Annotated in this window: 28 protein-coding genes; 15 read left to right on the forward strand and 13 right to left on the reverse strand. The window is 67.9% G+C overall.

Annotated elements, in window-relative coordinates; all coding sequences use genetic code 11:
- Positions 1–32 precede the first annotated feature (32 nt).
- The 4 genes from AUR65_RS04105 (at position 33) to AUR65_RS04120 (ending at position 2,861) form a co-directional block, all read left to right on the forward strand.
- Entirely contained in the window at positions 33–974 is a 942-nt protein-coding gene (locus AUR65_RS04105) for a hypothetical protein (RefSeq protein WP_058568833.1), read from the forward strand.
- A gap of 73 nt (positions 975–1,047) precedes the next feature.
- Positions 1,048–2,070 (forward strand): A24 family peptidase, encoded by a 1,023-nt coding sequence (locus AUR65_RS04110; protein WP_058568834.1) that lies wholly within the window; start codon positions 1,048–1,050, stop codon positions 2,068–2,070.
- A gap of 80 nt (positions 2,071–2,150) precedes the next feature.
- Entirely contained in the window at positions 2,151–2,519 is a 369-nt protein-coding gene (gene hisI, locus AUR65_RS04115; RefSeq protein WP_058568835.1) for a phosphoribosyl-AMP cyclohydrolase, read from the forward strand.
- Positions 2,520–2,609: 90 nt separating this feature from the next.
- Positions 2,610–2,861 (forward strand): hypothetical protein, encoded by a 252-nt coding sequence (locus AUR65_RS04120; RefSeq protein WP_058568836.1) that lies wholly within the window; start codon positions 2,610–2,612, stop codon positions 2,859–2,861.
- A gap of 43 nt (positions 2,862–2,904) precedes the next feature.
- On the opposite strand, the gene glmM is transcribed toward AUR65_RS04120, so the two are convergent.
- On the reverse strand, positions 2,905–4,269 hold the full coding sequence (glmM, locus tag AUR65_RS04125) for a phosphoglucosamine mutase (RefSeq protein WP_058568837.1): 1,365 nt from the start codon (positions 4,267–4,269) through the stop codon (positions 2,905–2,907).
- Between the two features lie 125 nt (positions 4,270–4,394).
- Between glmM and hisA the strand changes: the two genes are divergently transcribed.
- Positions 4,395–5,111, forward strand: a complete 717-nt coding sequence (gene hisA / locus AUR65_RS04130; RefSeq protein ID WP_058568838.1) for a 1-(5-phosphoribosyl)-5-[(5-phosphoribosylamino)methylideneamino]imidazole-4-carboxamide isomerase — start codon at positions 4,395–4,397, stop codon at positions 5,109–5,111.
- 45 nt (positions 5,112–5,156) lie between these two features.
- Here hisA and AUR65_RS04135 read toward each other — a convergent pair whose 3' ends face one another.
- Both AUR65_RS04135 and AUR65_RS20160 read right to left on the reverse strand, forming a co-directional pair.
- Positions 5,157–5,345 carry a hypothetical protein gene (locus tag AUR65_RS04135; protein WP_058568839.1) on the reverse strand — a complete coding sequence of 63 codons (189 nt, stop codon included), beginning with the start codon at positions 5,343–5,345 and terminating at the stop codon, positions 5,157–5,159.
- Between the two features lie 45 nt (positions 5,346–5,390).
- Positions 5,391–5,549 (reverse strand): hypothetical protein, encoded by a 159-nt coding sequence (locus AUR65_RS20160; RefSeq protein ID WP_233194314.1) that lies wholly within the window; start codon positions 5,547–5,549, stop codon positions 5,391–5,393.
- A gap of 123 nt (positions 5,550–5,672) precedes the next feature.
- On the opposite strand from AUR65_RS20160, the gene hisB reads away from it, so the two are divergent.
- Positions 5,673–6,266 (forward strand): imidazoleglycerol-phosphate dehydratase HisB, encoded by a 594-nt coding sequence (gene hisB, locus AUR65_RS04145; protein WP_058568840.1) that lies wholly within the window; start codon positions 5,673–5,675, stop codon positions 6,264–6,266.
- A 38-nt stretch (positions 6,267–6,304) separates the two neighbouring features.
- Here the strand turns inward: hisB and AUR65_RS04150 are convergent, their stop codons facing one another.
- Positions 6,305–7,012: an ICP22 family protein gene (locus tag AUR65_RS04150; RefSeq protein WP_058568841.1), complete on the reverse strand. Its 708-nt coding sequence runs from the start codon at positions 7,010–7,012 to the stop codon at positions 6,305–6,307.
- A 151-nt stretch (positions 7,013–7,163) separates the two neighbouring features.
- On the opposite strand from AUR65_RS04150, the gene AUR65_RS04155 reads away from it, so the two are divergent.
- Positions 7,164–7,667, forward strand: a complete 504-nt coding sequence (locus AUR65_RS04155) for an ACT domain-containing protein (RefSeq protein ID WP_058568842.1) — start codon at positions 7,164–7,166, stop codon at positions 7,665–7,667.
- Between the two features lie 335 nt (positions 7,668–8,002).
- Entirely contained in the window at positions 8,003–8,635 is a 633-nt protein-coding gene (locus tag AUR65_RS04160) for an IMPACT family protein (protein ID WP_058568843.1), read from the forward strand.
- 24 nt (positions 8,636–8,659) lie between these two features.
- Here the strand turns inward: AUR65_RS04160 and AUR65_RS04165 are convergent, their stop codons facing one another.
- The 7 genes from AUR65_RS04165 to AUR65_RS04195 all read right to left on the reverse strand — a co-directional run bounded on the left by AUR65_RS04165 (position 8,660) and on the right by AUR65_RS04195 (position 16,204).
- Positions 8,660–11,539: a TRAP transporter permease gene (locus AUR65_RS04165; RefSeq protein ID WP_058568844.1), complete on the reverse strand. Its 2,880-nt coding sequence runs from the start codon at positions 11,537–11,539 to the stop codon at positions 8,660–8,662.
- A gap of 6 nt (positions 11,540–11,545) precedes the next feature.
- The gene (locus tag AUR65_RS04170) at positions 11,546–12,031 is read right to left on the reverse strand and encodes a DUF1850 domain-containing protein (RefSeq protein ID WP_058568845.1); all 486 of its coding nucleotides are present in this window, start codon (positions 12,029–12,031) and stop codon (positions 11,546–11,548) included.
- A 50-nt stretch (positions 12,032–12,081) separates the two neighbouring features.
- Positions 12,082–13,113, reverse strand: coding sequence for a TAXI family TRAP transporter solute-binding subunit (locus AUR65_RS04175; protein ID WP_058568846.1), 1,032 nt, complete (start codon positions 13,111–13,113; stop codon positions 12,082–12,084).
- Positions 13,114–13,563: 450 nt separating this feature from the next.
- Complete coding sequence (locus AUR65_RS04180; RefSeq protein WP_058568847.1) at positions 13,564–13,767, reverse strand: DUF7569 family protein; 204 nt, start codon at positions 13,765–13,767, stop codon at positions 13,564–13,566.
- Positions 13,768–13,898: 131 nt separating this feature from the next.
- Positions 13,899–14,579 carry a uracil phosphoribosyltransferase gene (gene upp, locus AUR65_RS04185; RefSeq protein WP_058568848.1) on the reverse strand — a complete coding sequence of 227 codons (681 nt, stop codon included), beginning with the start codon at positions 14,577–14,579 and terminating at the stop codon, positions 13,899–13,901.
- Between the two features lie 108 nt (positions 14,580–14,687).
- On the reverse strand, positions 14,688–14,921 hold the full coding sequence (locus tag AUR65_RS04190) for a hypothetical protein (protein WP_058568849.1): 234 nt from the start codon (positions 14,919–14,921) through the stop codon (positions 14,688–14,690).
- Complete coding sequence (locus tag AUR65_RS04195) at positions 14,918–16,204, reverse strand: CobW family GTP-binding protein (protein ID WP_058568850.1); 1,287 nt, start codon at positions 16,202–16,204, stop codon at positions 14,918–14,920. The genes AUR65_RS04190 and AUR65_RS04195 overlap by 4 nt, the downstream gene beginning before the upstream one ends.
- Positions 16,205–16,305: 101 nt before the next feature.
- Here AUR65_RS04195 and AUR65_RS04200 point away from each other — a divergent pair, with 101 nt between their 5' ends.
- The 3 genes from AUR65_RS04200 to AUR65_RS04210 all read left to right on the forward strand — a co-directional run bounded on the left by AUR65_RS04200 (position 16,306) and on the right by AUR65_RS04210 (position 19,524).
- A complete protein-coding gene (locus AUR65_RS04200) occupies positions 16,306–16,602 on the forward strand; it encodes a hypothetical protein (protein ID WP_004968702.1) in 297 nt (98 codons plus the stop codon).
- A 1-nt stretch (position 16,603) separates the two neighbouring features.
- Positions 16,604–17,569 (forward strand): ArsA family ATPase, encoded by a 966-nt coding sequence (locus AUR65_RS04205; protein ID WP_058568851.1) that lies wholly within the window; start codon positions 16,604–16,606, stop codon positions 17,567–17,569.
- A 134-nt stretch (positions 17,570–17,703) separates the two neighbouring features.
- Complete coding sequence (locus AUR65_RS04210) at positions 17,704–19,524, forward strand: carbon starvation CstA family protein (RefSeq protein ID WP_058568852.1); 1,821 nt, start codon at positions 17,704–17,706, stop codon at positions 19,522–19,524.
- A 33-nt stretch (positions 19,525–19,557) separates the two neighbouring features.
- Here AUR65_RS04210 and AUR65_RS04215 read toward each other — a convergent pair whose 3' ends face one another.
- Together AUR65_RS04215 and AUR65_RS04220 are read right to left on the reverse strand one after the other, a co-directional pair.
- On the reverse strand, positions 19,558–20,220 hold the full coding sequence (locus tag AUR65_RS04215) for a hypothetical protein (RefSeq protein WP_058568853.1): 663 nt from the start codon (positions 20,218–20,220) through the stop codon (positions 19,558–19,560).
- Positions 20,217–20,597 (reverse strand): cupin domain-containing protein, encoded by a 381-nt coding sequence (locus AUR65_RS04220; protein ID WP_058568854.1) that lies wholly within the window; start codon positions 20,595–20,597, stop codon positions 20,217–20,219. The genes AUR65_RS04215 and AUR65_RS04220 overlap by 4 nt, the downstream gene beginning before the upstream one ends.
- 88 nt (positions 20,598–20,685) lie before the next feature.
- Between AUR65_RS04220 and AUR65_RS04225 the strand changes: the two genes are divergently transcribed.
- From AUR65_RS04225 to AUR65_RS04240, 4 genes are all read left to right on the forward strand, one after another.
- The gene (locus tag AUR65_RS04225) at positions 20,686–20,895 is read left to right on the forward strand and encodes a hypothetical protein (RefSeq protein WP_058568855.1); all 210 of its coding nucleotides are present in this window, start codon (positions 20,686–20,688) and stop codon (positions 20,893–20,895) included.
- A gap of 73 nt (positions 20,896–20,968) precedes the next feature.
- Positions 20,969–21,661 (forward strand): DUF5828 family protein, encoded by a 693-nt coding sequence (locus AUR65_RS04230; RefSeq protein ID WP_058568856.1) that lies wholly within the window; start codon positions 20,969–20,971, stop codon positions 21,659–21,661.
- Positions 21,662–21,793: 132 nt separating this feature from the next.
- Positions 21,794–22,033: a hypothetical protein gene (locus AUR65_RS04235; protein WP_058568857.1), complete on the forward strand. Its 240-nt coding sequence runs from the start codon at positions 21,794–21,796 to the stop codon at positions 22,031–22,033.
- Between the two features lie 79 nt (positions 22,034–22,112).
- Complete coding sequence (locus AUR65_RS04240) at positions 22,113–22,484, forward strand: helix-turn-helix domain-containing protein (protein ID WP_004968692.1); 372 nt, start codon at positions 22,113–22,115, stop codon at positions 22,482–22,484.
- Positions 22,485–22,522: the final 38 nt, after the last annotated feature.

Genomic DNA, 22,522 nt, shown 5'->3' on the forward strand with positions numbered 1-22,522 from the left:
GCGATTTGTCCCGCGGCACGGTCGCTCCATCCGTGTCGAGGTTCGCGACCGCCGTCCGCGCGTTTCGCCCCGACCGCTCGCTCCCGAGCGAAGCGACCGAACTCGGCCGAATCGGACTGTTTCTCGCCTGTCTCACGGTTACGAGCGCTGTCAGCTACTGGGTCGCGCTCAGACTCCTCGGCGTCCCGGTAGCGGGGACGCTCGCGTCGCCGAACGTCGCCGGCCTCGCGGTTCCGTCGCTCGTCTACGCGCGCTATCGCGGTGTCCCGCCGTCGTTCGGGTTCCCCGAGCGCGCCCGACTCGCCGACGTGGCGGCGACGGTTCTCGCTCCCGCGCTCGCCGTCGTCGCACTGAGCGTCGTCTTCGCGGTCGGGTTCGACGCCTCTCTCGCCGCGCTTCTCGGGTGGACGTACCATCCCGAGGCGTCGGTCGTGACGGCGGCAGTTCAGGCCGCCGAAGACGTGGTGCTCACCGGGGTCGGGTTCGGTCTCCTCGTCGCGGTCGCGTTCGACCTCGCCTCGTCGCGGGTCGGTCTCGCGCCCGTTCGCGCGGTCGTCGCTGCGACCGCGCTCGCGACGTTCTTTCACTCGGTGCTTCGGGACGCCGCGTTCACGCTCGTCGTCTTCCCGAAACCGTGGCGCGTCACCGTCCTCGGCCTTCTCCTCGTCGCGACCGTCTGCGGCTGTGTCGCGGTCGGCGTGACGTATCGAAGCGCGGCCGAGCGCTCGCTCCGCCACGTCTCGCGGCCGGCGCTCGCCCCCGTGTTCGCCTTCGGACTGCTCGGCGCGGTCGCGCTCGGAACCGCCTTCGCCGACGTTCCCGGCGGCGTCAAGCACGTCCTGTGGGCGCTCGCGTTCGGACTCGCCGCCTTCGGCTACCACCGCTCGAAGTCGGTGTGGGTCCCCGCGGCCGCGATGGCGCTGTTCTGGCTCTCGATTCGGCTCGTCGCGTTCGTCGAACTCGCGGCGTTCTGACCCGCCGCCGGGGTCGGTTTCAGGATTGATACCCGTCCCGAACACCTAACTCCCCTGCCCCCAGTCTGCGGGTATGTTCGGTATCGGTACGCTCCCCGACCTCCTGCGGTTGGTGGTGCTCCCCGTCCTCGCGTGGACCGCGGTCCGCGACGTCCGCACGCGTCGCGTCCCCAACGTCGTCTGGTATCCGCTCGCGGCGCTGGGCGTCGTCCTGCTCGCGTGGGAACTGGTCGGCCACCTCCCGCCCGAGACGGTGCTCGACCGGCTCTATCTGATTCGCGTCGCCGTGAGCGTCTGTTTCGTCGTCCCGCTTTCGTACCTGTTCTGGCGGCTCGGCGGCTTCGGCGGCGCGGACGCGAAGGCGCTCATGGTGTTCGCCGTCCTGCTCCCGACGTTCCCCAGTTACGTCATCGCCGGAACGGAGTTCCCGCTCGCCGCCACCCGCCTCGGCGTCTTCTCGATGACGATTCTCACGAACACGGTCATCGTCGGCCTCGCCTACCCGCTGTTCCTCGCCGCCCGGAACCTCGCCGACGGCGAGTTCGAGTTCCCCATCTCGTTCGTCGGCCGCCGCGTCTCCGTGGCGTCGCTCTCGACTGCCCACGGCCGCCTGTTCGAGTCGCCCGAGGGAATCACGCGGAACGGCCTCGACCTCGACGCGCTTCGGATGTACCTCCGCTGGCGCGGCCTCACGTTCGCGGACCTGCTGGCGGACCCAGACGCCCTCCGCGACCCCGACAGCATCGGCGAGACGTTCGACCCGACCGACGGCGCGGTCCACCGTGCGGCCACCGACGGCGGCACGTCGGCCGATTTCGACGGCGACGGCGAGACCGTGGACGGCGGCGAAGCCGCGCCGGGCGCATCGTTCGACGACCCGTGGGGCGCGGCCCAGTTCCTCGACAGCATCGAGGGAACCGCCTACGGCACCTCGCCCGAGAAGCTCCGCGGCGGACTGGAACTCGTGACGGCCCGCGAGTCGGTGTGGATTTCGCCGGGCATCCCGTTTCTCGTTCCCATGTTCGTCGGCCTCGTCGTCGCGTTCGGCTACGGCGACATCCTCTTCGGCGTCCTCGGCGCGCTCGGTATCGTCTGAGTTCCCGCGGAGGGCCGTGCCGAGCGCCGTCCGCGCGGCGACGCACAAGAGATAACCCCCACGACCGCGTGGCCCGAATCATGACCGTCGATGTCGACTTCGGCGAGGACGGACTCGTCCCCGCCGTGGCGCAGGACGCCGACTCCGGAGAGGTGCTCATGCTGGCGTACGTCTCGCCGGAGGCGCTCGACCGGACCATCGAGACGGGCCGGGCGCACTACTACTCGCGGAGCCGCGACGAACTCTGGGAGAAGGGCGCATCCAGCGGCCACACACAGGAGATTCGGGAGGTCCGCGTCGACTGCGACGCCGACACCCTGCTGTACCTCGTCGACCAGAACGTCGGGGCGTGCCACACCGGCCACCGGTCGTGTTTCTACCGCACCGTCGAGGGCGAGAACGTCGGCGAGCGCGTCTTCGACCCCGACGCGGTCTACGACGACGAGTGACCGATGCGAGCCGACCGATGACGGGCGCGACTGATACGATAACCACGGCCGCCGGCACGCCGACCGGCCGATGACCACGGTCGCGGGCCGATGCTGAGCGTCAATCCGATTTCGCTGGTCGCCATCGTCGTGGGCTTGAGCTGTTTCGCCCTCGGCGGCCGACTGCTCAAGAGCGCCGCCGCCGCCCGCCGGGTCGCCCGCTCGGACGACCCGGAGTTCGTCCTCGACCCGACCCGCGAGGACCCGCCGGACGACGAACTCGACGGCGACGACCTCGAACGCGGCTTCATGCTGTTGGTGTTCGGGGCGCTGGCGCTCCTGTTCGCGGCGATTAGCCTGTGAGCGGCGCGCGAAAAGAGATTTTTCCGTCGGTTCTGCCGCCGAGTTACAGCGTCGCGACCGCGCTTCGGAGCGCGTCGGCGGCGTCTTCGGCGAGTTCGGTCGCGCGCTCCTCGGAGCGACCTTCGGCGTAGACGCGGACTTTCGGCTCGGTCCCGGAGGGGCGGACGAGGACCCACGCGTCGCCGTAGTCGAGGCGGTAGCCGTCGGTCGTGTTCGGGGTCGCGTCGGCCGATTCGGCGTAGTCGGCCGCGGCGTTGAGCATCGCCGTCAGCTCGGCTTCCTCGTCGTATTCGAGGTTGATGCGGACGTTGTAGTAGTCCTCGTAGGGCGCGACGAGTTCGCTCGGCGGGCGCTCGGCGACGAGTTCGAGGAACTTCGCCGCGATGTACGCGCCGTCGCGGACGAGGCGGTAGTTCGGGTAGAACACGCCTCCGTTGCCTTCGCCGGCGACGGGGACGTTCCGACCCTCGCGCCAGAGTTCGCGGATGCGGGTGATGAGGTTCGTCGCGCCGATGGGCGTGAGTTCGAGTTCGGCACCGACCTCCTCACAGACGTCGACGAGGCGCTGGGAGACGTTCACGGCGGAGACGGTCGCGTCGCCCGGTTCGAGGGCGGCGGCCGCGAGAGCGGCCAGCGACGCCTCACCGGAGATGGACTCGCCGTGCTCGTTCACGAAGACGGCCCGGTCGGCGTCGCCGTCGTGGGCGATTCCCACGTCGGCGTCGGTCGCGCGGACGAGGCGTTCGAGGTCGCGGAGGTTCTCGGGGACCGGTTCGGACTGGCGACCGGGGAAGTGGCCGTCGGGTTGGGCGTTGACCGTGCGGACCTCACAGCCGAGTTCACGGAGGAAGTCGGGCGTGACGAGCGAGCCGGCACCGTGGCCGGGGTCGAGCGCGACGGTGAGGTTCGCGTCGGCGATTTTCTCGCGGTCGACGTTGGCGAGGAGGTCCTCGCGGTAGTCGTCGTTCGCCGTCTCGACGCGCCGAGTCTTGCCGACGCCGTCCCACTCGGCCACGTCGAACTCCTCGGCGAGGATGTGGTCTTCGATGCGCTCTAACTCCTCGACGGCGAGTTCGACGCCGTCGTCGCCGACGAGCTTGACGCCGTTGAACTCCGGCGGGTTGTGCGAGGCCGTGATGACGACGCCCGGAACGCCCTGATTCTCGCAGTACCGGACCGCGGCGGGGGTGGGGACGACGCCGAGGTCGTCCACGTCGACGCCGACGCTCGCCAGCCCGGACTCGGCGGCGTTGACGAACATCTCGCCCGTGGTTCGGGTGTCGCGTGCGATGGCGACCCGGTCTGCGTTCCAGACCGTGCCGGCGGCCTTCGCGACGCGGAGGACGAACTCCGGGGTGAGGCTCTCACCCACCACGCCGCGGGTGCCGCTGGAACCGAAGAGTTTCATTGAGTGTGTGTGCACCCCGGCGCGACAAAGCCGTTCCGAACTGTTGGTTCGCTCGTTACGTTCCTCGGTGAACTCGGGTCGCCGTATCCGGTGCGTTTACGCACGTCGCTCGCCCACGGTGGCGTATGTTCCCGGAGTTCGAAGTCGTCCCCGCGGTCGACATGCAAGACGGCGAAGTCGTCCAACTCGTGCAGGGCGAACGCGGCACCGAGAAGACCTACGGCGACCCGGTCGAGGCCGCCCGCCGCTGGGTCGACGCCGGCGCGGAGACGCTCCACCTCGTCGACCTCGACGGCGCGTTCGAGGGCGAGCGGAAGAACGCCCCGGCGGTCGACGCCGTCCTCGACGCGGTCGACGTGCCGCTCCAACTCGGCGGCGGCATCCGCACCGCCGACGACGCCCGCGACCTCTTGGACCGCGGCGTCGACCGCGTCATCCTCGGCACCGCGGCCGTCGAGAACCCCGACATCGTCGCCGAACTCGCCGACGACTACCCCGACGGCGTGATGGTCAGCCTCGACGCGAAGGACGGCGAGGTCGTCGTCTCCGGCTGGACCGAGGGCACCGGCCTCGACCCCGCCGAGGCGGCCGCCCGCTACGAGGAACTCGGCGCGGCGGCCATCCTCTTTACCGACGTCGACGTGGAGGGGCAACTCGAAGGCGTCCACCTCGAAACGACCTCGGCAGTCGTCGACGCGGTCGATATCCCCGTCGTCGCCTCCGGCGGCGTCGCCTCGCTCGACGACATCCGCGCGCTCCGCGAGGCGGGCGCGGCGGCGACCGTCGTCGGGACCGCGCTCTACGAGGGTCGGTTCACGCTCGAAGAAGCGATGGAGGCGTAGTCGCCGACGCGCCGAGACGCTACGCGGCCACGCGACACTACGGCGCTATGCGTCGAGGTACGCGAGGACGGCCGCGGCGAGGCTCTCGACCGTGCCGTAGACGCCGACGGCGACGAACAGCGCGCCGATAATCGCGGTCTCGGGACGCGAGGTCGCGAGGAACGGCCCGGCGAGAACGAGCATAGTGAGCGTCACAACGTCCCGTTTCGGACTGGCAGTCGCTCCGCGCCGCATCAGTCGTTCGCCTCCGGACGACTCGGTTCCCGTCGCATCGGTTCGCTATCGGTCACTTCTGACGCCCCCGCCGAGCACCACCGCGCCGACCGCGAGGGTCACCAGCGCGACGCCGAGCGCGACAGCGACCCCGGACCGCGCGGTGAGCAGGAGTCCCCCGACGCAGATGGTGTACCCCACCACCAGCGCTCCCTTTCGCTGCATACCCCACGGTACGCGTCCGAAGTTATGAACGTCCGTCAGACAAGCGTCTGACGCGCAGGCGGGGTGAACACCCGTCGCTCGACGACGAGAATCCCTATATGCGCGGCCCGCTTCGAACGCGACATGAGCGACGCCGACCGACGCGCGGCCGTCTCCCGCGAGACGTCCGAGACGACTATCGACGTGACGCTGTCCATCGACGGCGACGGCGACGCGGTCGTCGACACCGGTATCGGATTCTTCGACCACATGCTGGAGGCCTTCGCCAAACACGGCCTGTTCGACCTGACGGTCCAGTGCGACGGCGACCTCCACATCGACGACCACCACACCGTCGAGGACGTGGCTATCGTCCTCGGCGAGGCGTTCACCGAGGCGCTCGGAGACAAGCGCGGCATCGTCCGCTACGCCGACCGCAAGGTCCCGCTCGACGAGGCCGTCGCCTCCGTCGTCGTGGACGTGTCGGGCCGCCCCTTCTTCGAGTTCTCGGGCGAGTTCTCCCAGCCGTACGTCGGCGAGTTCACGAGCCACATGGCCGAGCACTTCGCCATGTCGCTCGCCATGAACGCCGGCCTCACGCTCCACGCGGGCGTCGAGGGCGACAACGCCCACCACGAGGTCGAGGCGCTGTTCAAGGCGCTCGCGCGCTCGCTCGACGACGCGACCCGCGTGGACCCGCGGCGCTCGGACACGCCGAGCACGAAAGGAAAACTGTAGCCGCCTCTTTCTCTCTCCGACCTCCCGCACTCGACCGCTCAGGGCCGCCGGAGCGTCCCCGAGTCGTCGACGAGCAGGCCGCGTTCGACCGCGTAGTCGAAGATGTCGGCCACCTCGTCGTCGTCGAGGTCGTACGCGCCGGACGCCAGCGCCTCGACTTCCGCCCGCTCGACGGGGAACTCGCGGTTCTGGAGGATGCGGATGACCTTCCGGAACTTCGGCGGCTCCTCGCTCCGGTCGGGCGACCCGCCGGTTTGGCGGTCCTCGGCGTCGGACGACTCGGACTCGTCGGTCGATTCGGCTTCGTCGTCGGCTTCGTCGGTCTCCCAGTCGGCAGCATCTGTCTCTTCGGTCTCGTCCGCGCCGTCGCCACCCGCGTCATCTCCCGACCCCTCGTGGTCGTCGGCCTCGTCCGGGGAGTCGTGATTCGCGGGTTCCGGCGGCGTCGGCGCGGGGTCGACCGCGTTCACGTCGACGGAGGCGGCCTCGCCGCCCGAGCCGCTCGTGGTTCGCTCCGGTGCCGCGGACGCGCCGGTCTCGGCCCGCGCGTCGTCGGGCACGTCCACGTCGGCGTCGACGCCGAGTCGGGAGAGAAGCGGCGCGATGACCTCGCTGAGGGTCTCCTCGCAGTGTTCGCAGAGGACGACGCGGCGCTGGTCGTCGGCCGGGGTCAACTCCGGCGGCAGTACCTCGAACACGCCGACGGCGTCGGTCCCACAGAAGTCGCAGGTGCGTAGCTCGCGCATGCACGACGGGTATCCGCGCCGACGGTTAAACCCACTCCCCGGCTGTGGCGTCGGTCGCCTCCCCGCGGCGTCGGGCCCGCGACACCGTCGCCCCACCGCCGTCGGCGACGTACCACTTAATGCACCCGCCCGCAAATCCCCCGACCAACGAATGTTCGACGAGATTATGGAGAAGTTCGAGGGCAGCCCGAGCCAGCAGGCTGTCATCCGCCTCCTCTTGGAACGGGGCTTTTCCGTCAACGACCAGGGACGGGTCGTCTCTGGTGGTATCGAGATTCCGAACACCGGCATCGCCCGCGAGGCCGACGTGGACAGGCGCGTCGTCGATTCGACGACCGACGCCATCCTCGACGACGAGGAGCTTCGGCGAATCTTCCAGAACATCTCGTCGATTCCGAGCCTGATGGACCTCGCGCCGGTGCTCAACCTCTCCGTGCTCACCGTCGAGGTTGCCGACGCCGACGAACCCGGCATCGTCGCCACCGTCACCTCGAAACTCGCCGACGCGGGCATCTCGATTCGCCAGACGATAAGCGAGGACCCCGAGTTCACCGACGACCCGAAGCTCTACATCATCACCGACGAGCCGGTCCCCGGCGACCTGCTCAACGACCTGTCGAACCTCGATTTCGTCCGCCGCATCATCATCGCCTGAGCCGGCCCGTCGGCTCCGCGAATATTCTGTCAGCGTAGCAATAAGATTCTTGTAATCTCCCGCGGTAGACTTTCGCATGGTGTCCATGCGCAGTTGCATGTGCTGTGGTGACCCGATTTCCGAGACGCGCCACCTCTGCGGCGTCTGCATCCAAAACGGGTGTACGTCGTACGCGGACGCCTGCGGACAGTAGCAGTAGCGCGTCGTTTCCCGTCCGAATTCCCGTCGCCCTTCGCCGGCCTTCGCCGACCCCACGCCGACCTCACGCCGTCCGCACCGTGCCGGCGACGCCCCGGTGCGAACGCTTTTCCACGCCGCGACGCCAACTCGGTGGCATGACCGACGCCTATCGAACCGTCGCCGGTCGGGCCGACGCCCGCTTCGAGGTCAACGGCTCGGAGTTCATCGGCTACGTCTCCCCCGCGGAGACGGTCGAGGAGGCGGAGGCGTTCGTCGCCGAAATCGAGGAACGCCATCCCGACGCCACCCACAACGTCCCCGCCTACCGGGTGCCTGCGGGGTCGGCCTCGTCGTCGGTTCCCGGCGGAGGGAGCGTCATGCTCCGCGAGTACCAGAGCGACGACGGCGAGCCGAGCGGCTCGTCGGGGAAGCCGGCGCTCAACGTCCTCGTCCAGCAGGACGTGCGCAACGTCGCCGCCGTCGTGACGCGCTACTACGGCGGGACCAACCTCGGCGTCGGCGGCCTCGCCCGGGCGTACTCCCGCGCCGTGAAGGAGGCGCTCGACGCGGCGGGCGTCGTCGAGGAGATTCCCCACGAGCGATTCACCGCGACCGTCGAGTACGACGACTCGGGGAGCGTTCGTGGACTGTTAGAAAGCGCGGGCGTCGAGTTCGAGGCCGCCTACGAGGCCGACGTGTCGTTCGAGGTCCGCGTCCCCGTCGAGGACGGGGCGGACCTCCGCGACCGCATTCGGAGCGCGACCAGCGGCCGCGCGGACATCGAGTAGCGCGGCTGCGGGGTTCTTTTCTGTTCAGTCGGTCGGTTCGACCTGTTCTGCGGGAGCCGGTGCGGCCCGTTCACGCGTCTCGCGGCGGTTCTTCACGGCGAGCGCGCCGAACAGCGCCCCACCGACCGCGCGCATGGCGAGGTCGACGGCGACCGTGTCGGGGACGGTCCCGACGAGCCCGAGGAAGCTCCCGAGGTCGAACGCGGCGTTCAACAGGAGCATCGGGGCCATGAGCAGGAACGCCGAGAGGGCGAACAGGGCCCGCTCGGTCTGCGACACGCGGCTGTAGAGGTAACCGATGACGGTCGCGCCGAGTCCGATGACGCCGATGAAGACGCCCGCGACCGGGATGACCACCTCGGGAACGAAGTAGCCGATTTCGGCCACGTCGGCGAACGTGATGACCGCCGCGGCCTCGCCTCGTCCGCGGAGGAGCAGGATGCCCGGCGTCAGGGCGAACGCGAACGGCACGATGGCCTTGTTGAGCGACAGCGAGAACGCCTTCGTCCCGGTCCGGAACGGATTAGACCGGGCGATACCGGAGGCGGCGTACGCCGCGACCGCCACCGGCGGTGTGATGTCCGCTATCACCCCGAAGTAGAGGATGAACAGGTGGGCCGCGAGCAGCGGGATGTCGGAGGACTGCGCGATTGCCGGCCCGAGCAGCGAGACGAGGATGATGTACGTCACCGTCGTCGGCATCCCCATCCCGAGGATGATGGACGCGATGGCCGTGAACAGGAGCAAGAGGACGATAGAGCCGCCGGCGACCGCCTTGATGAGCGCGGTCAGGTTCGGGCCGAGGCCGGTCGCGCTGACGACGCCGGGGATGATGCCCGCGGCGGCGACGGCGACGACGACCTCGGTCGAGGTGCGCGCGCCGGAGTCCATCGACTTCCCGATGAACGTCACGTAGCGGAAGATGTTCAGGTCGGCGAGCGACGGCCGCGAGACCGCGCCGGCGACGCTTTCCGCCGCCTCGTCGACCGCGTCGTCGAACTCCAACAGCGGCGAGTCGAGCGCCGGCCGGACGAGCATCACGACGAGGCTGACGAAGATGGCGATGATGCCGAGGTCGCCGGCCGCGGCGAAGAGCGCGGCGGTTGCGCCGAGCGGTTCGCCGCTTCCGCCCGTGACCGCGTCGATGACGCCGACGCCGGTGGTGACGTAGGCGCCGAGTTGCGCGGCGAACGCCGCCACGATAGCGCCCACGAGGGGGACGCGGGTCCGCTCGCTGTACGCCGCGACGACGGACAGAAGCGCCATGATGGCGATGAGCGTGAACCACGCCGAGCGCGCGACCGTCAGGCGCTCGACCAGCAGGTAGTACATGAGCAACACCAGCGGGATGAGGTAGAACCACCCGCGTGCGAGGTGCTTGCCGAGGTCGACGACCTCGGAGCGGTCGAGGCCGCCGATGCCTGCCCGCGTCGCCTCGAGGTGGACCATCACCCACACGCCGAAGAAGAACACCACGGCGGGGATGGCCGCCGCGATGATGATGTCGGAGAAGGGGACGCCGATGAACTCTATCATGAGGAACGCCGCCGCGCCCATCACCGGCGGGAGAATCTGCCCGCCGGAGGAGGCGGAGGCCTCGACGGCCCCGGCGAACTCCGAGCGGTAGCCCGACCGCTTCATCAGCGGGATGGTGAACGCGCCGGTCGTCACCGTGTTGGCGATAGAGGAACCGGAGATGGTTCCCATGAAGCCGGACGCGAGGATGGACGCCTTCGCCGGGCCGCCCTTGCGGGTCCCGGTCGCGGCGTACGCGAGGTCGATGAACCACTGGCCGGCCCCGGACATCTCCAGGAACGCCCCGAACAGGATGAAGATGTAGATGAACTGCACGGAGACGGTGACCGGGATGCCGAAGACGCCGTTTTCGGTGTTGTACCAGAGGTTCTGGATGATGTTCGCCCACGACCCCTCGGGGATGGACAGCACGCCGATCAGCGGCATCGACGGCGAGATGAGGTAACCGAACCTCGCGTAGACGATGAACGAGGCGACGATGACCATCAAGTAGAACCCGAGCGAGCGGCGGGTCGCCTCCAGGACGAGGAGGACGCCGACCGCGCCGAGGAAGAACGGGTAGGACACGTCCGCGAAGGGGAGGACGCCGATGGCCGCGACGACCGCGTCGGCGAGGAAGCCGAGCGGGCCGAGCGTCTCGGACAGCGAGACGAACGGCGCGCCGAGGTACTCGGTGACCGTCCGGCCGGCTTCGAGGCCGAACACGCGGAGCCGCTGAATCTCGGACCACTCGAACACCATGTAGGCCGCCGTGGCGACGGCGAGCACGATGAACAGCAGGTCGAGCGGCGTCACGCGCTCGCGGTCCGGGTCGACCGCGAGCCACCGGACGAACCGGCGGATTCCCGCGGCAACGCGGGTGACCGGGTTGTCCTCACCGAGGTTCGACGCGAGGGTCGGAACCACGCGACCGAGTGCCGCGGCGAACCGACCGTGACCGGTCGTCGCCGGGAAGAGGACGAACGCCAGCACGAGCGCGAAGGCGACGTGAATCGAGTTCACCTGCAGGAGTTGGAGCGACCCGAGCGACACCTCGCCGACGAGCGGTATCGTCGCGGCGAACTCGAAGCCGCGGGCGGCCAGCCACGACTGGAAGACGGAAAACCAGATGGCGACGAACGACGTGAGAATCGCCGCCCACCCCGAGAGCGTCCGCTTCCGGTCGATTCCCTCCAGCATCTCTTGAGCCTCTTCTTCGGATAGTTCTTCGTCGGTACTCGCTGCCTCGCGGTCGTCGTCCGCGGGCGGCTCACCGCCGTCGGTTCGAATCGGCGGGTCGGCCGGTGCCGCGTCGGTCTCCGGGACGGACCGAGAGGCGTCTTCGTCGTCGGGGCCGTCGGGTTGACCCTCGTCGTGTGTTCGGTTCATCGTTGGTCAGTGGAGGGCGGCGTCGAGGACGGAGCGGTGCGTGACGTGCAGGCGGACCGAGCGCGCGTCGGAGAGCGCCACGAGGTCGTAGGTCTGGTCACCGACGTGTAGCTTGTGGCCGGCGATGCGACCGGGTTTGACGTACAGGTCCTCGTAGCTCCCCTCGGGGTCGAAGACGAACGAGCCGTTTTCGGTCGTCACGTTCGCCCGAGCCGGGAGACCCGCGCCGTAGGACTTGAACTCCATCTTGGTCATGACGAGTTCCCCGTCTTGGACCGCGTAGGCGTCGAGGACGCGCGTCTTCTCGACGCTGTGGGTGTATTCGAGCGCGACGGTCGTGTTCTCTTCGACCGGAATCGTCTGTAGTCGCTCGCCGGTCTCGGCGTCTTCGACGACGAGCGCCTGTCCGGCCGGGACCGCGGCGCTCCCGCCGACGGCGACCGCCAGCACCGCGACTACGACGAGGAGACGTGTGGGAGTCGAATCAAGCATCGAAAGGTGGGTAGGAAACCGCTGTTCGAAAGCGAAGCGAAGTGCCCGGCTCAGCCGAAGTAGGCCTGCGCGCCGGGGTGGAGCTCGATGGACATGCCGTCCTGTGCGCTCTCTCGGGAGATGAAGTCAGTCTTGATGGTGAGTTCGTCGACGTTCTCGAAGATGGCGCTCGTGACCGACTCGACGGTCGATTCGGGCTGCTCGGCGTTCGTCGCAATCATGGCCTGCACCGAGACGGTCGGCGCGGGGTTCTCCAGTCCGTAGGTGCCCGACGGGACTTCGTCGTCGGCGTAGAACGGCGCGGCGTCCTTGACGGCCGTGCGGTCCTCGCCCTCGATGGGGACGATGCGCACGTCCTCGGTCGCGGCGAGTTCCTCGATAGCGCCGACCGGCCAGCCGCCGACGACGAACGCGGCGTCGATGTCGCCGTTCTTCAGCTGGTCGGAGGCCTGCGAGAAGCCGGTGTTCTGCTCGCTGTAGTCGGAGATGCCGAGGGCTTCGAGAATCTGGGTCGCGTTGACCTGCGTCCCGGAGCCGAGGTCGCCGGTGTTGATGGTCGCACCGGAGAGGTCGGACGGCGTCTCGATGCCCGTGTCGGCGAGCGTGACGACGTGAATCGTCTCGGGGTAGAGCGTGGCGACACCGCGGAGGTTCTCGACGGGACTGCCCTGGAACGCCTCGATGCCCTCGCCGTTGCGGGCGAAGTAGGCGACGTCGTTCTGAATCAGCGCGAAGTCCGCGTCGCCGCGGGCGAGACTGCCGACGTTCTCGACGGACGCGCCGGTGGACTGCACCTGAATCGTGAAGTCCGTCTGTCCCTCGATGACCGACTTGAACTCGTTCGAGAGGGGGTAGTACGTACCGCCCGTCCCGCCGGCGTGCCACGAGAGTCGGCTCTCCGTGCCACCGTTACCGCCGGATTCGGTCGTCGTCTCCTCGTCGGCGGTGGTCGTCTCCTCGCCACCGGATTCGGTCGTCGTCGTCGTCTCTTCGCCGCCGCCGCCGGCACAGCCGGCGAGGCCGGCGAGGCCAGCGGCACCTGTCGCGGCGATAAACTGTCGGCGGTCAAGCTTCCGAGTCATACAGTCCCATTCGTCACGATACGTATTTATGGCTGTTCATGTCAACGGCCAACATATCTCTATTTACACACTAATCATGGTATATTCTTATCAATGTCTGAATATTAATTCGCCAACGATACACATACCTGAAATAGATACTCCCGAGAGAAATAATCCTGCGCGACCGTCGGTCCGGTTCGACCGGTCCTCGTCGCGTCGGCGCTCGCTTGGTTTTTGTCTTTCGCCCCGCGACCCGCGAGTCCGCGGGGCTTCGACCCGAAACGAAGGGGTTCAGCGAATCGGGGTCCGACCCCGACGCACCCCGTGTAAACGTCTCTCACAGTAGTCTACGGGGGTGCGCTTCGGGACGTTCGACTCGAACGAAAACCCGCCGCCGGGGACCTGTTTTCGACCCGAAAAGAGGGGGTTCGGTGAGAGCAGTCGCGGACGCGCCCCGTCTCGTCGCCGTCAGTCGACGATTATCTCGGAGTCCGACGACCCGTCCGACGACTGCTTGGGCGACATCTGCTCTTCGTACCGGGTTATCCAGTCGGCGAAACAGGTCGGACAGAGCCGCTGGTCGTCCACGGTCGAGCCGTCGACCTGTAACTGGACTGCACGGGCGAGGGCGTCTTCGACCGCCCGCCCACAGCCGTCGCACGAGTCGCTCATCGTCGGGTCCCTCCGGTGGCGCGAGGTTCGTCCATGCGTCGGAGGTGCGCGGGCGGTAACTTAGTCGTTACCCGAATCCGGGTCGGCGGTCGGGGCGGCCCGACCGCGAGCCGCGACGCGAGGAGACCGAGTTACGTCGTGCGGAACGCGCGGTCGCCGGCGTCGCCCAGCCCGGGGACGATGTAGCCGTCGTCGTCGAGGTAGTCGTCGATGGAGACCGTCAGGAGGTCCACCTCGGGGAACTCGTTGTCGACGCGGAGCAGGCCGTCGGGCGCGGAGACGGCTGAGAGGACGAACAGTTTCTCGGGGTCGACGCCGGCGTTTTCGAGGATGTGGTCGAGAACCGAGCACATCGTCGAGCCGGTGGCGAGCATCGGGTCCGCCACGATAACCGTGTCTTTCTCCGTGATTTCGGGGAGCTTCACGTAGTCGATGGTGATGGGGAAGCCGCCGTCGTCGTCCATCCCCGCCTCCTCGTCGCGGCCGGCGGAGATGACGCCCTGCTTCGCCCGCGGGAACGCCTTGAGCAGTCCCTCCACGAACGGGGTCGCGGCGCGGAGCACGTTGATGATGACGACGTTGTCGAGCCCCTTCACGCGCTCGCCGGTCGTCTCCGCGAGCGGGGTCTGGATGGTGACGTACTCGGTCTCCATCGCGCCGTCGATTATCTCGTAGCCACAGATGCGGCCGAGTTTGACGAGGCCTTTCCGGAAGGCGACCTGCGTCGTCTCCACGTCCCGGAGGCGCGAGAGCGTGTCCTTCGCCAGCGCGTGCGTGATGAGGTACGCGTCGTCTCGGTCTTCGATGGGCATCTTACTGAGAAGGCGGTTTCCCGAAGGACATAAATGCGGCTATCGGCCGCCAGCGGTGCCCTGCGGGTAGTTCACGCGTAGAATGGGTCGGCGACGCATCCCGCGGTTTCAGTTCGTCACGAGGTACGTGACGGCCGTGAGCACGAGCGCCGCGGACGCGACGTTGACGACCGAGAAGGCCGCGAGGTCGAGGTACGACAGGCCGTAGACGACCACCGCCGCGAACGCCGTCGAGAGGACGAGGTTCATCACGAACAGCACCCGCGGGTCGCCCTCGCCCCACTCTATCTCCTCGCCGCGCTCCTCGTCGTCGCCGCCGGCGCGCTCCGACTCGCCGCTCATCGTCCGCCCTCCGGGGTCGTGCCCGCGGTCGGGACCGACTCGCGCTCCCGGGTCGGCTCCGCGAGCGCGACTTCCGCGCCGGGTTCGGTCGGGTAGTCGCCTGCGTCCGCGGACGCGCCGGGGTCGAGCAAGTGGTCGTCGAGCGCGGCCGCGAGTGCGTCTTCGTCCATCCCGCGGCCGATGAACACCAGTTCGGTCCGCCTGTCGCCGTGGTCGTCGTGCCAGTCGAGTTCGGGGTGGTTGCGGCGGTAGGTGTCCTGTTCGAACTCGGGGCGCGAGGCGACCCACGGGCCGGCGGCGGCGACGTACGCCGACGGGCCGGCCTGACTGTAGGTGTAGTGGACGTCCTCGGCCCCGGCAATCCACAGCGACCCTTTCGCCCGGACGACCGAGTCGGGGAGGTCGCCCAGCACCGCGGCCGCGCCGTCGGGGTCGAGCGGTGCCCGGCGGCGGTAGACGAACGACGTGACGCCGTAGGTCGCTTCCGCGTGGGGCGTTTCGTCGTGGTCGTGTTCGTGGTCGTCGCGGTCGTGGTCGCCGTGGCCGTCTTGGTCGCGCTCGTCTCCTCCCATGTCACTCTCCAACGCCGCCCGCCAGCCGACGGGCGCGTCGGGGTCGTGGAGGTCCGAGAGAAGCAGGTCAACGTCCACGTCGCCGTGGTCCGTCTCCACGACGGTCGCGCCGGGGCGGAGCGCCTCGACCGCGTCGCGGACCGCCGCGAGTTCCGCGTCGGAGACGAGGTCGCGCTTGTTGAGGACGACGAGGTCGGCGCTCTCGACCTGTTCGACGAGGAGGTCCGACAGCGGGCGCACCGAGCCGTCCCCCTCCTCGGCGACGGTTCGTTCGGGGTCGCCGTCGCCGAAGGTGTCCGCGAACAGCCGCGAATCGACGACCGTGGCGAGGCCGGCCACGTCGTAGCGGGCGGCCGCCCGCGAGGTGACGAACAGCCGGGCGACCGGCCCGGGCTCCGAGACGCCCGAGGCCTCGACGACGAGGTGGTCGAACGACCGCTCTCGCGCGAGGCGGACGACCGCGGTTTCGAGGTCGTCCTGTAGCTCACAGCAGATACAGCCGTTCGAGAGCTCGGTCACGCCGTCGCCGACCGCGAGGTCGGACTCCTCGGCGACCAGTTCGGCGTCGACGTTCACGGAACCCATGTCGTTGACGAGCACGGCGATGTCGCGGTCGCCGGCGTTCGTCAACAGGTGGTTGAGAAGCGTCGTCTTGCCCGCCCCGAGACTCCCGCCGAGCACCGTCACCGGAATCGTCTCCCCCGCGTTCATGAGCGGGCCTACCGGGTCCGCACATATGAAATCGCAGGTAACCAGCGTGGACGTTCGTGAACGATACCCTTTTGCCCGGGAACCGGTGAGTGTGTAAACTGATGACGCTCGCCGCGCGCATCGAATCCTTTCGCGAACTCGTCGAAGAGTGGCTCCGCGGCCTCTACCACGGGATGATTTCGCACCCCGCCTACGAGAAGATAGAAAAACAGGCCGAGGACGACGAGGACGCGTTCATGCTCGCGTGCTTCCCCGACGCGTTCGGCATCCCCTCGCCCATCTCGTACTACACCGCCGAACTGCTCCCGTACCTCGAAGACGAGTTCGAGGCGTGGGAGCGGCGGATGTGGGACCGCGGGTCGCTCCTCGAACGCAAAGGCCACCAGTATCACTTCTAACATGCGCAAATTCGTCTTCTTCGGCGGCAAAGGCGGCGTGGGCAAGACGACGATGTCCAGCGCCTACGCGGTCAAGTGCGCCCGCGACGGCGTCCGGACGCTCCTCGTCTCGACCGACCCGGCCCACAGCACGAGCGACGTGTTCGACCAGTCGTTCACCGACGAGCCCGCGGCCGTCGCGGACGAGCCGAACCTCGACGCGATGGAAATCGACCCCGAGACCGAGGTCCGCGAACACCTCATGGAGACCAAGCGGGCGATGGGCGACCAGGTCAGCCCCGCGATGGTCAACGAGATCGACCGGCAGATAGAGATGGCCCACCAGACGCCCGGCGCGTACGAATCGGCGCTGTTCGACCGCTTCATCGACGTGATGCGCTCGGCCGACGAGTACGACCGCGTCGTCTTCGACACCTCCCCGACCGGCGGGACGCTCCGACTGCTCTCCCTCCCGGAGTACCTCGACGGCTGGATTCAGCGGCTCCTCCACAAGCGCAAGGAGTCGGTCAAACTGTTCGAGCGAGCGGCCATCGGCAACAACGAACCGCGGCGGATGATGGACGGCGACCCCATCATCGCCCGCCTCGAACAGCGCCGCGACGACTTCTCGTTCGCCAAGGAGACGCTGCAGGACGACGCCGCGTTCTTCCTCGTCGTGAACCCCGACGAGCTATCGCTCCGCGAAACCGAGCGCGCGCTCGACCAACTCGACGGGTACGGCCTCGACGTGCGCGGCCTCGCGGTCAACCGCCTCACGCCCGAACCCGACCCCGACGAGTCGGGACGGGGAGCGACGTTCTTGCGCGAGCGAGTCAAGACAGAACGGGAGCGCCTCACCGATCTCCGCGAGAATTTTTCACCGCCGCTCGTCGCCGCCGTCGAGACGCGGGTCGCCGAGGTCAAGGGTGACTTCCTCGGCGAGGTCGCGGCCGAACTCGACATCGACACCGCACCCGACGTTCAGTAGGTGGGTAAACCGACCCCGCGGTGAGAATTTTCGGTCACCTCGCCGATTGAACCTGTCGTTCGAACACGATACATTCCTATCTATCGTTAACGTTAAGGTGGGCATTTTCGTGTCACCGAGTGGGGCAGCGTACCATGGTACAAGTCATTTGGTTGGTCGTCACGGTACTCGCGTTGTTTACTGTCGGGTATCTCGGTTACTCCCGATATCTCGCGCAGTTCGTCGAACTCGACGACAGTCGTGAGACACCAGCGCACAAGTACGAAGACGGTCAAGAATACGTTCCGGCGAAAAAGCCGGTGTTACTGGGGCATCACTATTCGAGCATCGCAGGCGGCGCGCCGATTGTCGGGCCGATTACGGCGGGCGTGGTGTGGGGTTGGGCCCCCGCGCTCGCGTGGATTGCCATCGGCAACCCGCTTCTCGGGAGCGTTCACGACTTCGTGTCGCTGTCGAGCAGTCTGCGACACGACGGGAAGTCTATCGGTTACATCATCGGCGAGTACGTCGGCGAGCGCGGCAAGAACATGCTGTTGTGGTTCGCGTTTCTCACCATCGTCCTCGTCGTCGCGGTGTTCGCCCTCGTGGTGGCCATCGTGTTCAACGCCTATCCGGAGGCCGCCACGGCGAGTCTGGTGTACATCGTCCTCGCGGTGCTGTTCGGCGTCTACCTCTACCAGCTGAACCTCCCGTTCCTGCCGGGGACGCTCGCGTTCGTCGTGGCGATGTTCGTCGGCGTCTACGCGGGGATTCAGTTCCCGATTGCGCTGTTCGAACCCGCGGCCCGCGCGCCCGCCGAGACGTTCGTCCTGTTCTCCGGCTCCGGCGCGTGGCTCCCCGGTGCGAGTTCGTTCAACGGGAACACCGCGGCGTGGGTGCCGCTCATCCTCGTCTACGGGGCCATCGCTAGTGCCCTCCCGGTCTGGGTGCTCCTGCAACCGCGCGACTACCTCTCGTCGTTCCTGCTGTACGCGGGCGTCGGCGGCGCGCTCGTCGCTATCGTCGTGGGCACGTTCTTCACGAACCCGACCCAGCCGCTCGTGACGAACCTCGAACCGTACTACGGGTTCATCGGCCGCTCCGGCGCGCCGCTGTTCCCGCTTCTGTTCATCACCATCGCCTGCGGGACCATCAGCGGGTTCCACTCGCTCGTCTCGTCGGGCACGACCTCGAAGCAACTGAACAAGGAGTCCGACGCGCGCGTCATCGGCTACGGCGGCATGCTCGGCGAGGGTCTCCTCGCCACCGTCGCGCTGGCGACGGTCGCCATCATCGCGCCTGACGTGGGCGGCGGCATCGGCCTCGCCCTGCCGACGTTCGCGGCGGGCGGCGGCGTCATCCTGTCGAGCTTCGGCATCCCGACTGACTTCGGCGGGCCGTTCATGGCTCTCGTGCTGGTCAGTTTCCTCCTCACGTCGACCGACACGGCCGTGCGTCTCGGTCGCTACATGATGGAAGAAATCGTCGGGACGCCCGAGACGCCGGTCGAGGAGTTCGCGACCAACCGCTACGGCAACGCGTTCGTGCAGTCGCTGCCGGCGTACATCCTCATCACGAGCGGTTCGTGGCTGACGCTCTGGCAGCTGTTCGGCGGCGCGAACCAGCTGCTCGCCGCGCTGGCGCTCCTGACCGCGACCGTCTGGCTGGCCAACTGGGACGACTCCAAGCAGCTCCTCAGCACGGGCCTGCCGATGGCCCTCATGACGACCATCACGTCGCTGGGTCTGCTCTGGCTCGCGTTCCACGACAACCTCTACGCGAAGTTCCTGAACCCCGAGTGGATGGCGTCCGCGGGCACCTTCGCGATGGTGTCGGCGGTCGTCCAAATCGTCCTCGCGTTGGTGCTCGTCTACCTCGCGCTGTCGCTGGCGAAAATCGGCTACGACAACATCAAAGACGCCCGGAGTTCGGGTGGCGGCGGTGGCGGCGGTCGTCCGCAGCCGAGCGACGACTGACGCGCGACTGTTCGCCGTTTCGACTCCGCTTTTTCACCGACGCAGTTTTCCGAGGAGCCGACGCAACAGCCCGTCGGAGACGGCCGGCGAGCCGTCGCTCCAGAGCGTGAACGCGGCGACGGAGTCGGCGTTGCGGCTCGCCACGGCGTCCTCGTCGGCCGGCGCGACGACTGCGAGGTTCACCTCGTAGTGGCCGTAGTAGCCGAACTTCAGGAGCGTTCGGTCCGCGAAGTCGGAAACGAACGCCCGGACCTCTGCCGGCACCGCGTCGGCGACGAGCACGAAGGTGAAGTCCGTCCCGTAGTGTTCCTCGTCGGGTTCTATCCACTCGTCGGCGAGTTCGTGGCCCAGTTCGACGAGCCGTTCGAGTTCGGCGACCGTCGCCGACTCGACCCGCCGCGCGAACATGTACTCCATCGCGTGGTGGTTGGCGTAGTTGATAGACTGGTGGAGGAACTGCTTTTGGCTCTCCATCCGCATCGCGCCGAACAGGTCGAACCGCTCGCCGCGGACGGCGTACTCCCGCTCCAAGTCGTAGTTGTACATGAGCCGTTCGGCGACCCGGTCGAGGTACTCGTCGTCCCACTCGGGGCGGTCAAGGGCCGGACCCGGTGTCGTGGCGTCCGACGCGTCCGACTCGCTCTGCTCGGCCGGCGTTTCGCCCCCCTCGGCGTCCTCGGGTTCGACGCTCCTCATTCTTCGTCGGGGTCGTAGGCCACCGCGTCACCCGACACGGCCGGCGAGCCGAGCGCGAGCAGTTCGACCGGCTCGTCGGCTTCCTCGGGGTTGTACGCCCGGTGGGGGCTCTCGGGGTCGGCGACAAACAGGCCGTCAGCGCCGACTTCGAACGTCTCGTCGGGCGTTTCGACGAACAGCGTCCCCGAGAGGACGTAGAACGCCTCTTCCTGTTCGGTGTGGTAGTGGTACGAAAGCGGCACCTGCTCGCCGGGGGCGGCCCGGAAGCGGTTGAGCGCGACGCTCTCCAAGCCGCCCTCGCCGCCGATGCGGCGGAGTTCGCACGGGCGGTCGTCGGCGGGTTCGACGGCGGTTGCGTCCACGACGCGATATCCCATGAGACGGAGCAACACGTTCGACCCTATAAGCCCGTCGCGACCCGCCCGAAAACCAAGGTTTATTCGTGAAGGTTACGAACCGCGGCCCATGGCAGACCCGAAACGCGAGGCCTGCGGCCGGTGTTCGATGACCACCGTCGTGGACGCCACCGCGAGCGGGGACCGCGACCCGCTCGGCGGCGACCGAATCGAACTCGACGAATCGGCGCTCCGACTCGCGTCGCCGACCGCGTGGTTCGCAGGGCTGTCGTCCCGCCTCGACGCGGCCGCTCAGCGGTTCGTCTACGGCGACCGCTAGACGTTCTCACCCGTGTGCGAACCTGTCTCCTCGTAGAGTTTATACCGTCTGGCACGTACTCCCGTCAACGACAATGGAAGAGAGCATCTCCGGGTTCAAACGCCGTGGCACCTGGGACGAGGTCGTCGAACACGGGGAGCGAATCACCCGCGCACTCCGCGACGCCGACGTCGACGGCGCCGCATTCGACGACTGGGACGAGTGGCGACCCAAGTCCCACGAGCGCCTCGGTGAGGACGTAAACGAGAAGACGGCCCAGCAGGCGAGCGTCGGCGAGGGCGAGGGCGAGAAGGCGGGAAAGACGCCCAACGACGACCTCAAGACGGCGGGGGAGAAGCTCTCTCGGTCCTACGAGAAGGTCGAGGAGGGCGACAACGAGGGAGCCGTCGAGTCGTGGCAGGACTCCATCAACTACGTCGCCCGCGCGGCCGACTCCGCCGGTCGCAAGGCGCTTCGGAAGGTCGAGGACACGGTCTACCGCAACGTGATGACCCAGTTGGCCCCGTACTACTTCGACAACGAACTCGTGAGCGCGAACATCCAGCGGGTCGGCCGCGGCACCGGCGACGAGCGGTTCGTCTTCGAGGTGAACGTCAACGACGACGAACTGAAGTCGAAGGTGTCGGAGACGCTGCGGGGCTTCGAGGACGAAATCGACCGCTGGCACATCGACACGCCGAAAGAGACCGAGGTCGCGGAGGTCGTCGAGGGCGTGGAGGTCCCGACGACGGACGAGGAACACCGGTCCAAGTCGACGACGAACTGAGTCGGTTCGGCTCGACTCGTCGGCATAGGGGTCGCCGCCGTCGGGGGCGGCGCGACCGCCGTTATCATTATCGCCATCACCGTTGCCACAGCCATCGGTAATACTGATACCGCTCGCTCCCGACCCTCCGGTATGCCCGAGCCGCTCCGAGTCGAGTCCGGCGAACTGACCGCAGACGAAATCCTCGACGCGCTCCGCGAGGGTCGCCGCGTCGTCGTCCAAGCGGAGATGCTCGGCGGCGTCCACGAGGTGACGCTCCGCCACGACGGGACGGTCTTTTACTGCGACACGCCGACGACGCTGCACAAACACGACGACGAGGACGGGATGCGAGCCTGCGTGCTGAAGATGGGCTACGCGAAGGCGGAGTAGCCGCCACGCCTCGTCCGTGGGCGACCGCTCGCTCGCCTGTAGGTGAGGGTTTAATCCGACGCACGGCGAACAGGTGTGCATGGCCGACGCACCGGATATGGGCGAACTGATGGAGACCGAGGACCCGAACTTCGGACAGGTCCTCGCGTGCGTCTTCGGTATCCAGAGCCACGAGAGCCGAACGTACCTCGCACTACTCGACAACCCCGGAAGCACCGTCGCCGAACTGGCGGAGGTGCTCGACCGCGACCGGAGCAACGTCAACCGCTCGTTGACGACGCTCCTCGACAAGGGCCTCACCGAGCGCAAGCGCCGCCTGCTCGACCCCGGCGGCTACGTCTACCAGTACACGGCGACTCCGCTTCCCGAGGCCAAGGAGATGATGCACGCCTCCCTCGACGAGTGGGCGGAGGACGTTCACGCCCGCATCGACGCCTTCGGCGAGTCGTAGCCTCTCGGTCGACCGCGCTCCCGGTGAGCCTGTCGCCC

Source organism: Haloferax marisrubri (assembly GCF_001469875.2).
GTDB classification, from domain to species: domain Archaea; phylum Halobacteriota; class Halobacteria; order Halobacteriales; family Haloferacaceae; genus Haloferax; species Haloferax marisrubri.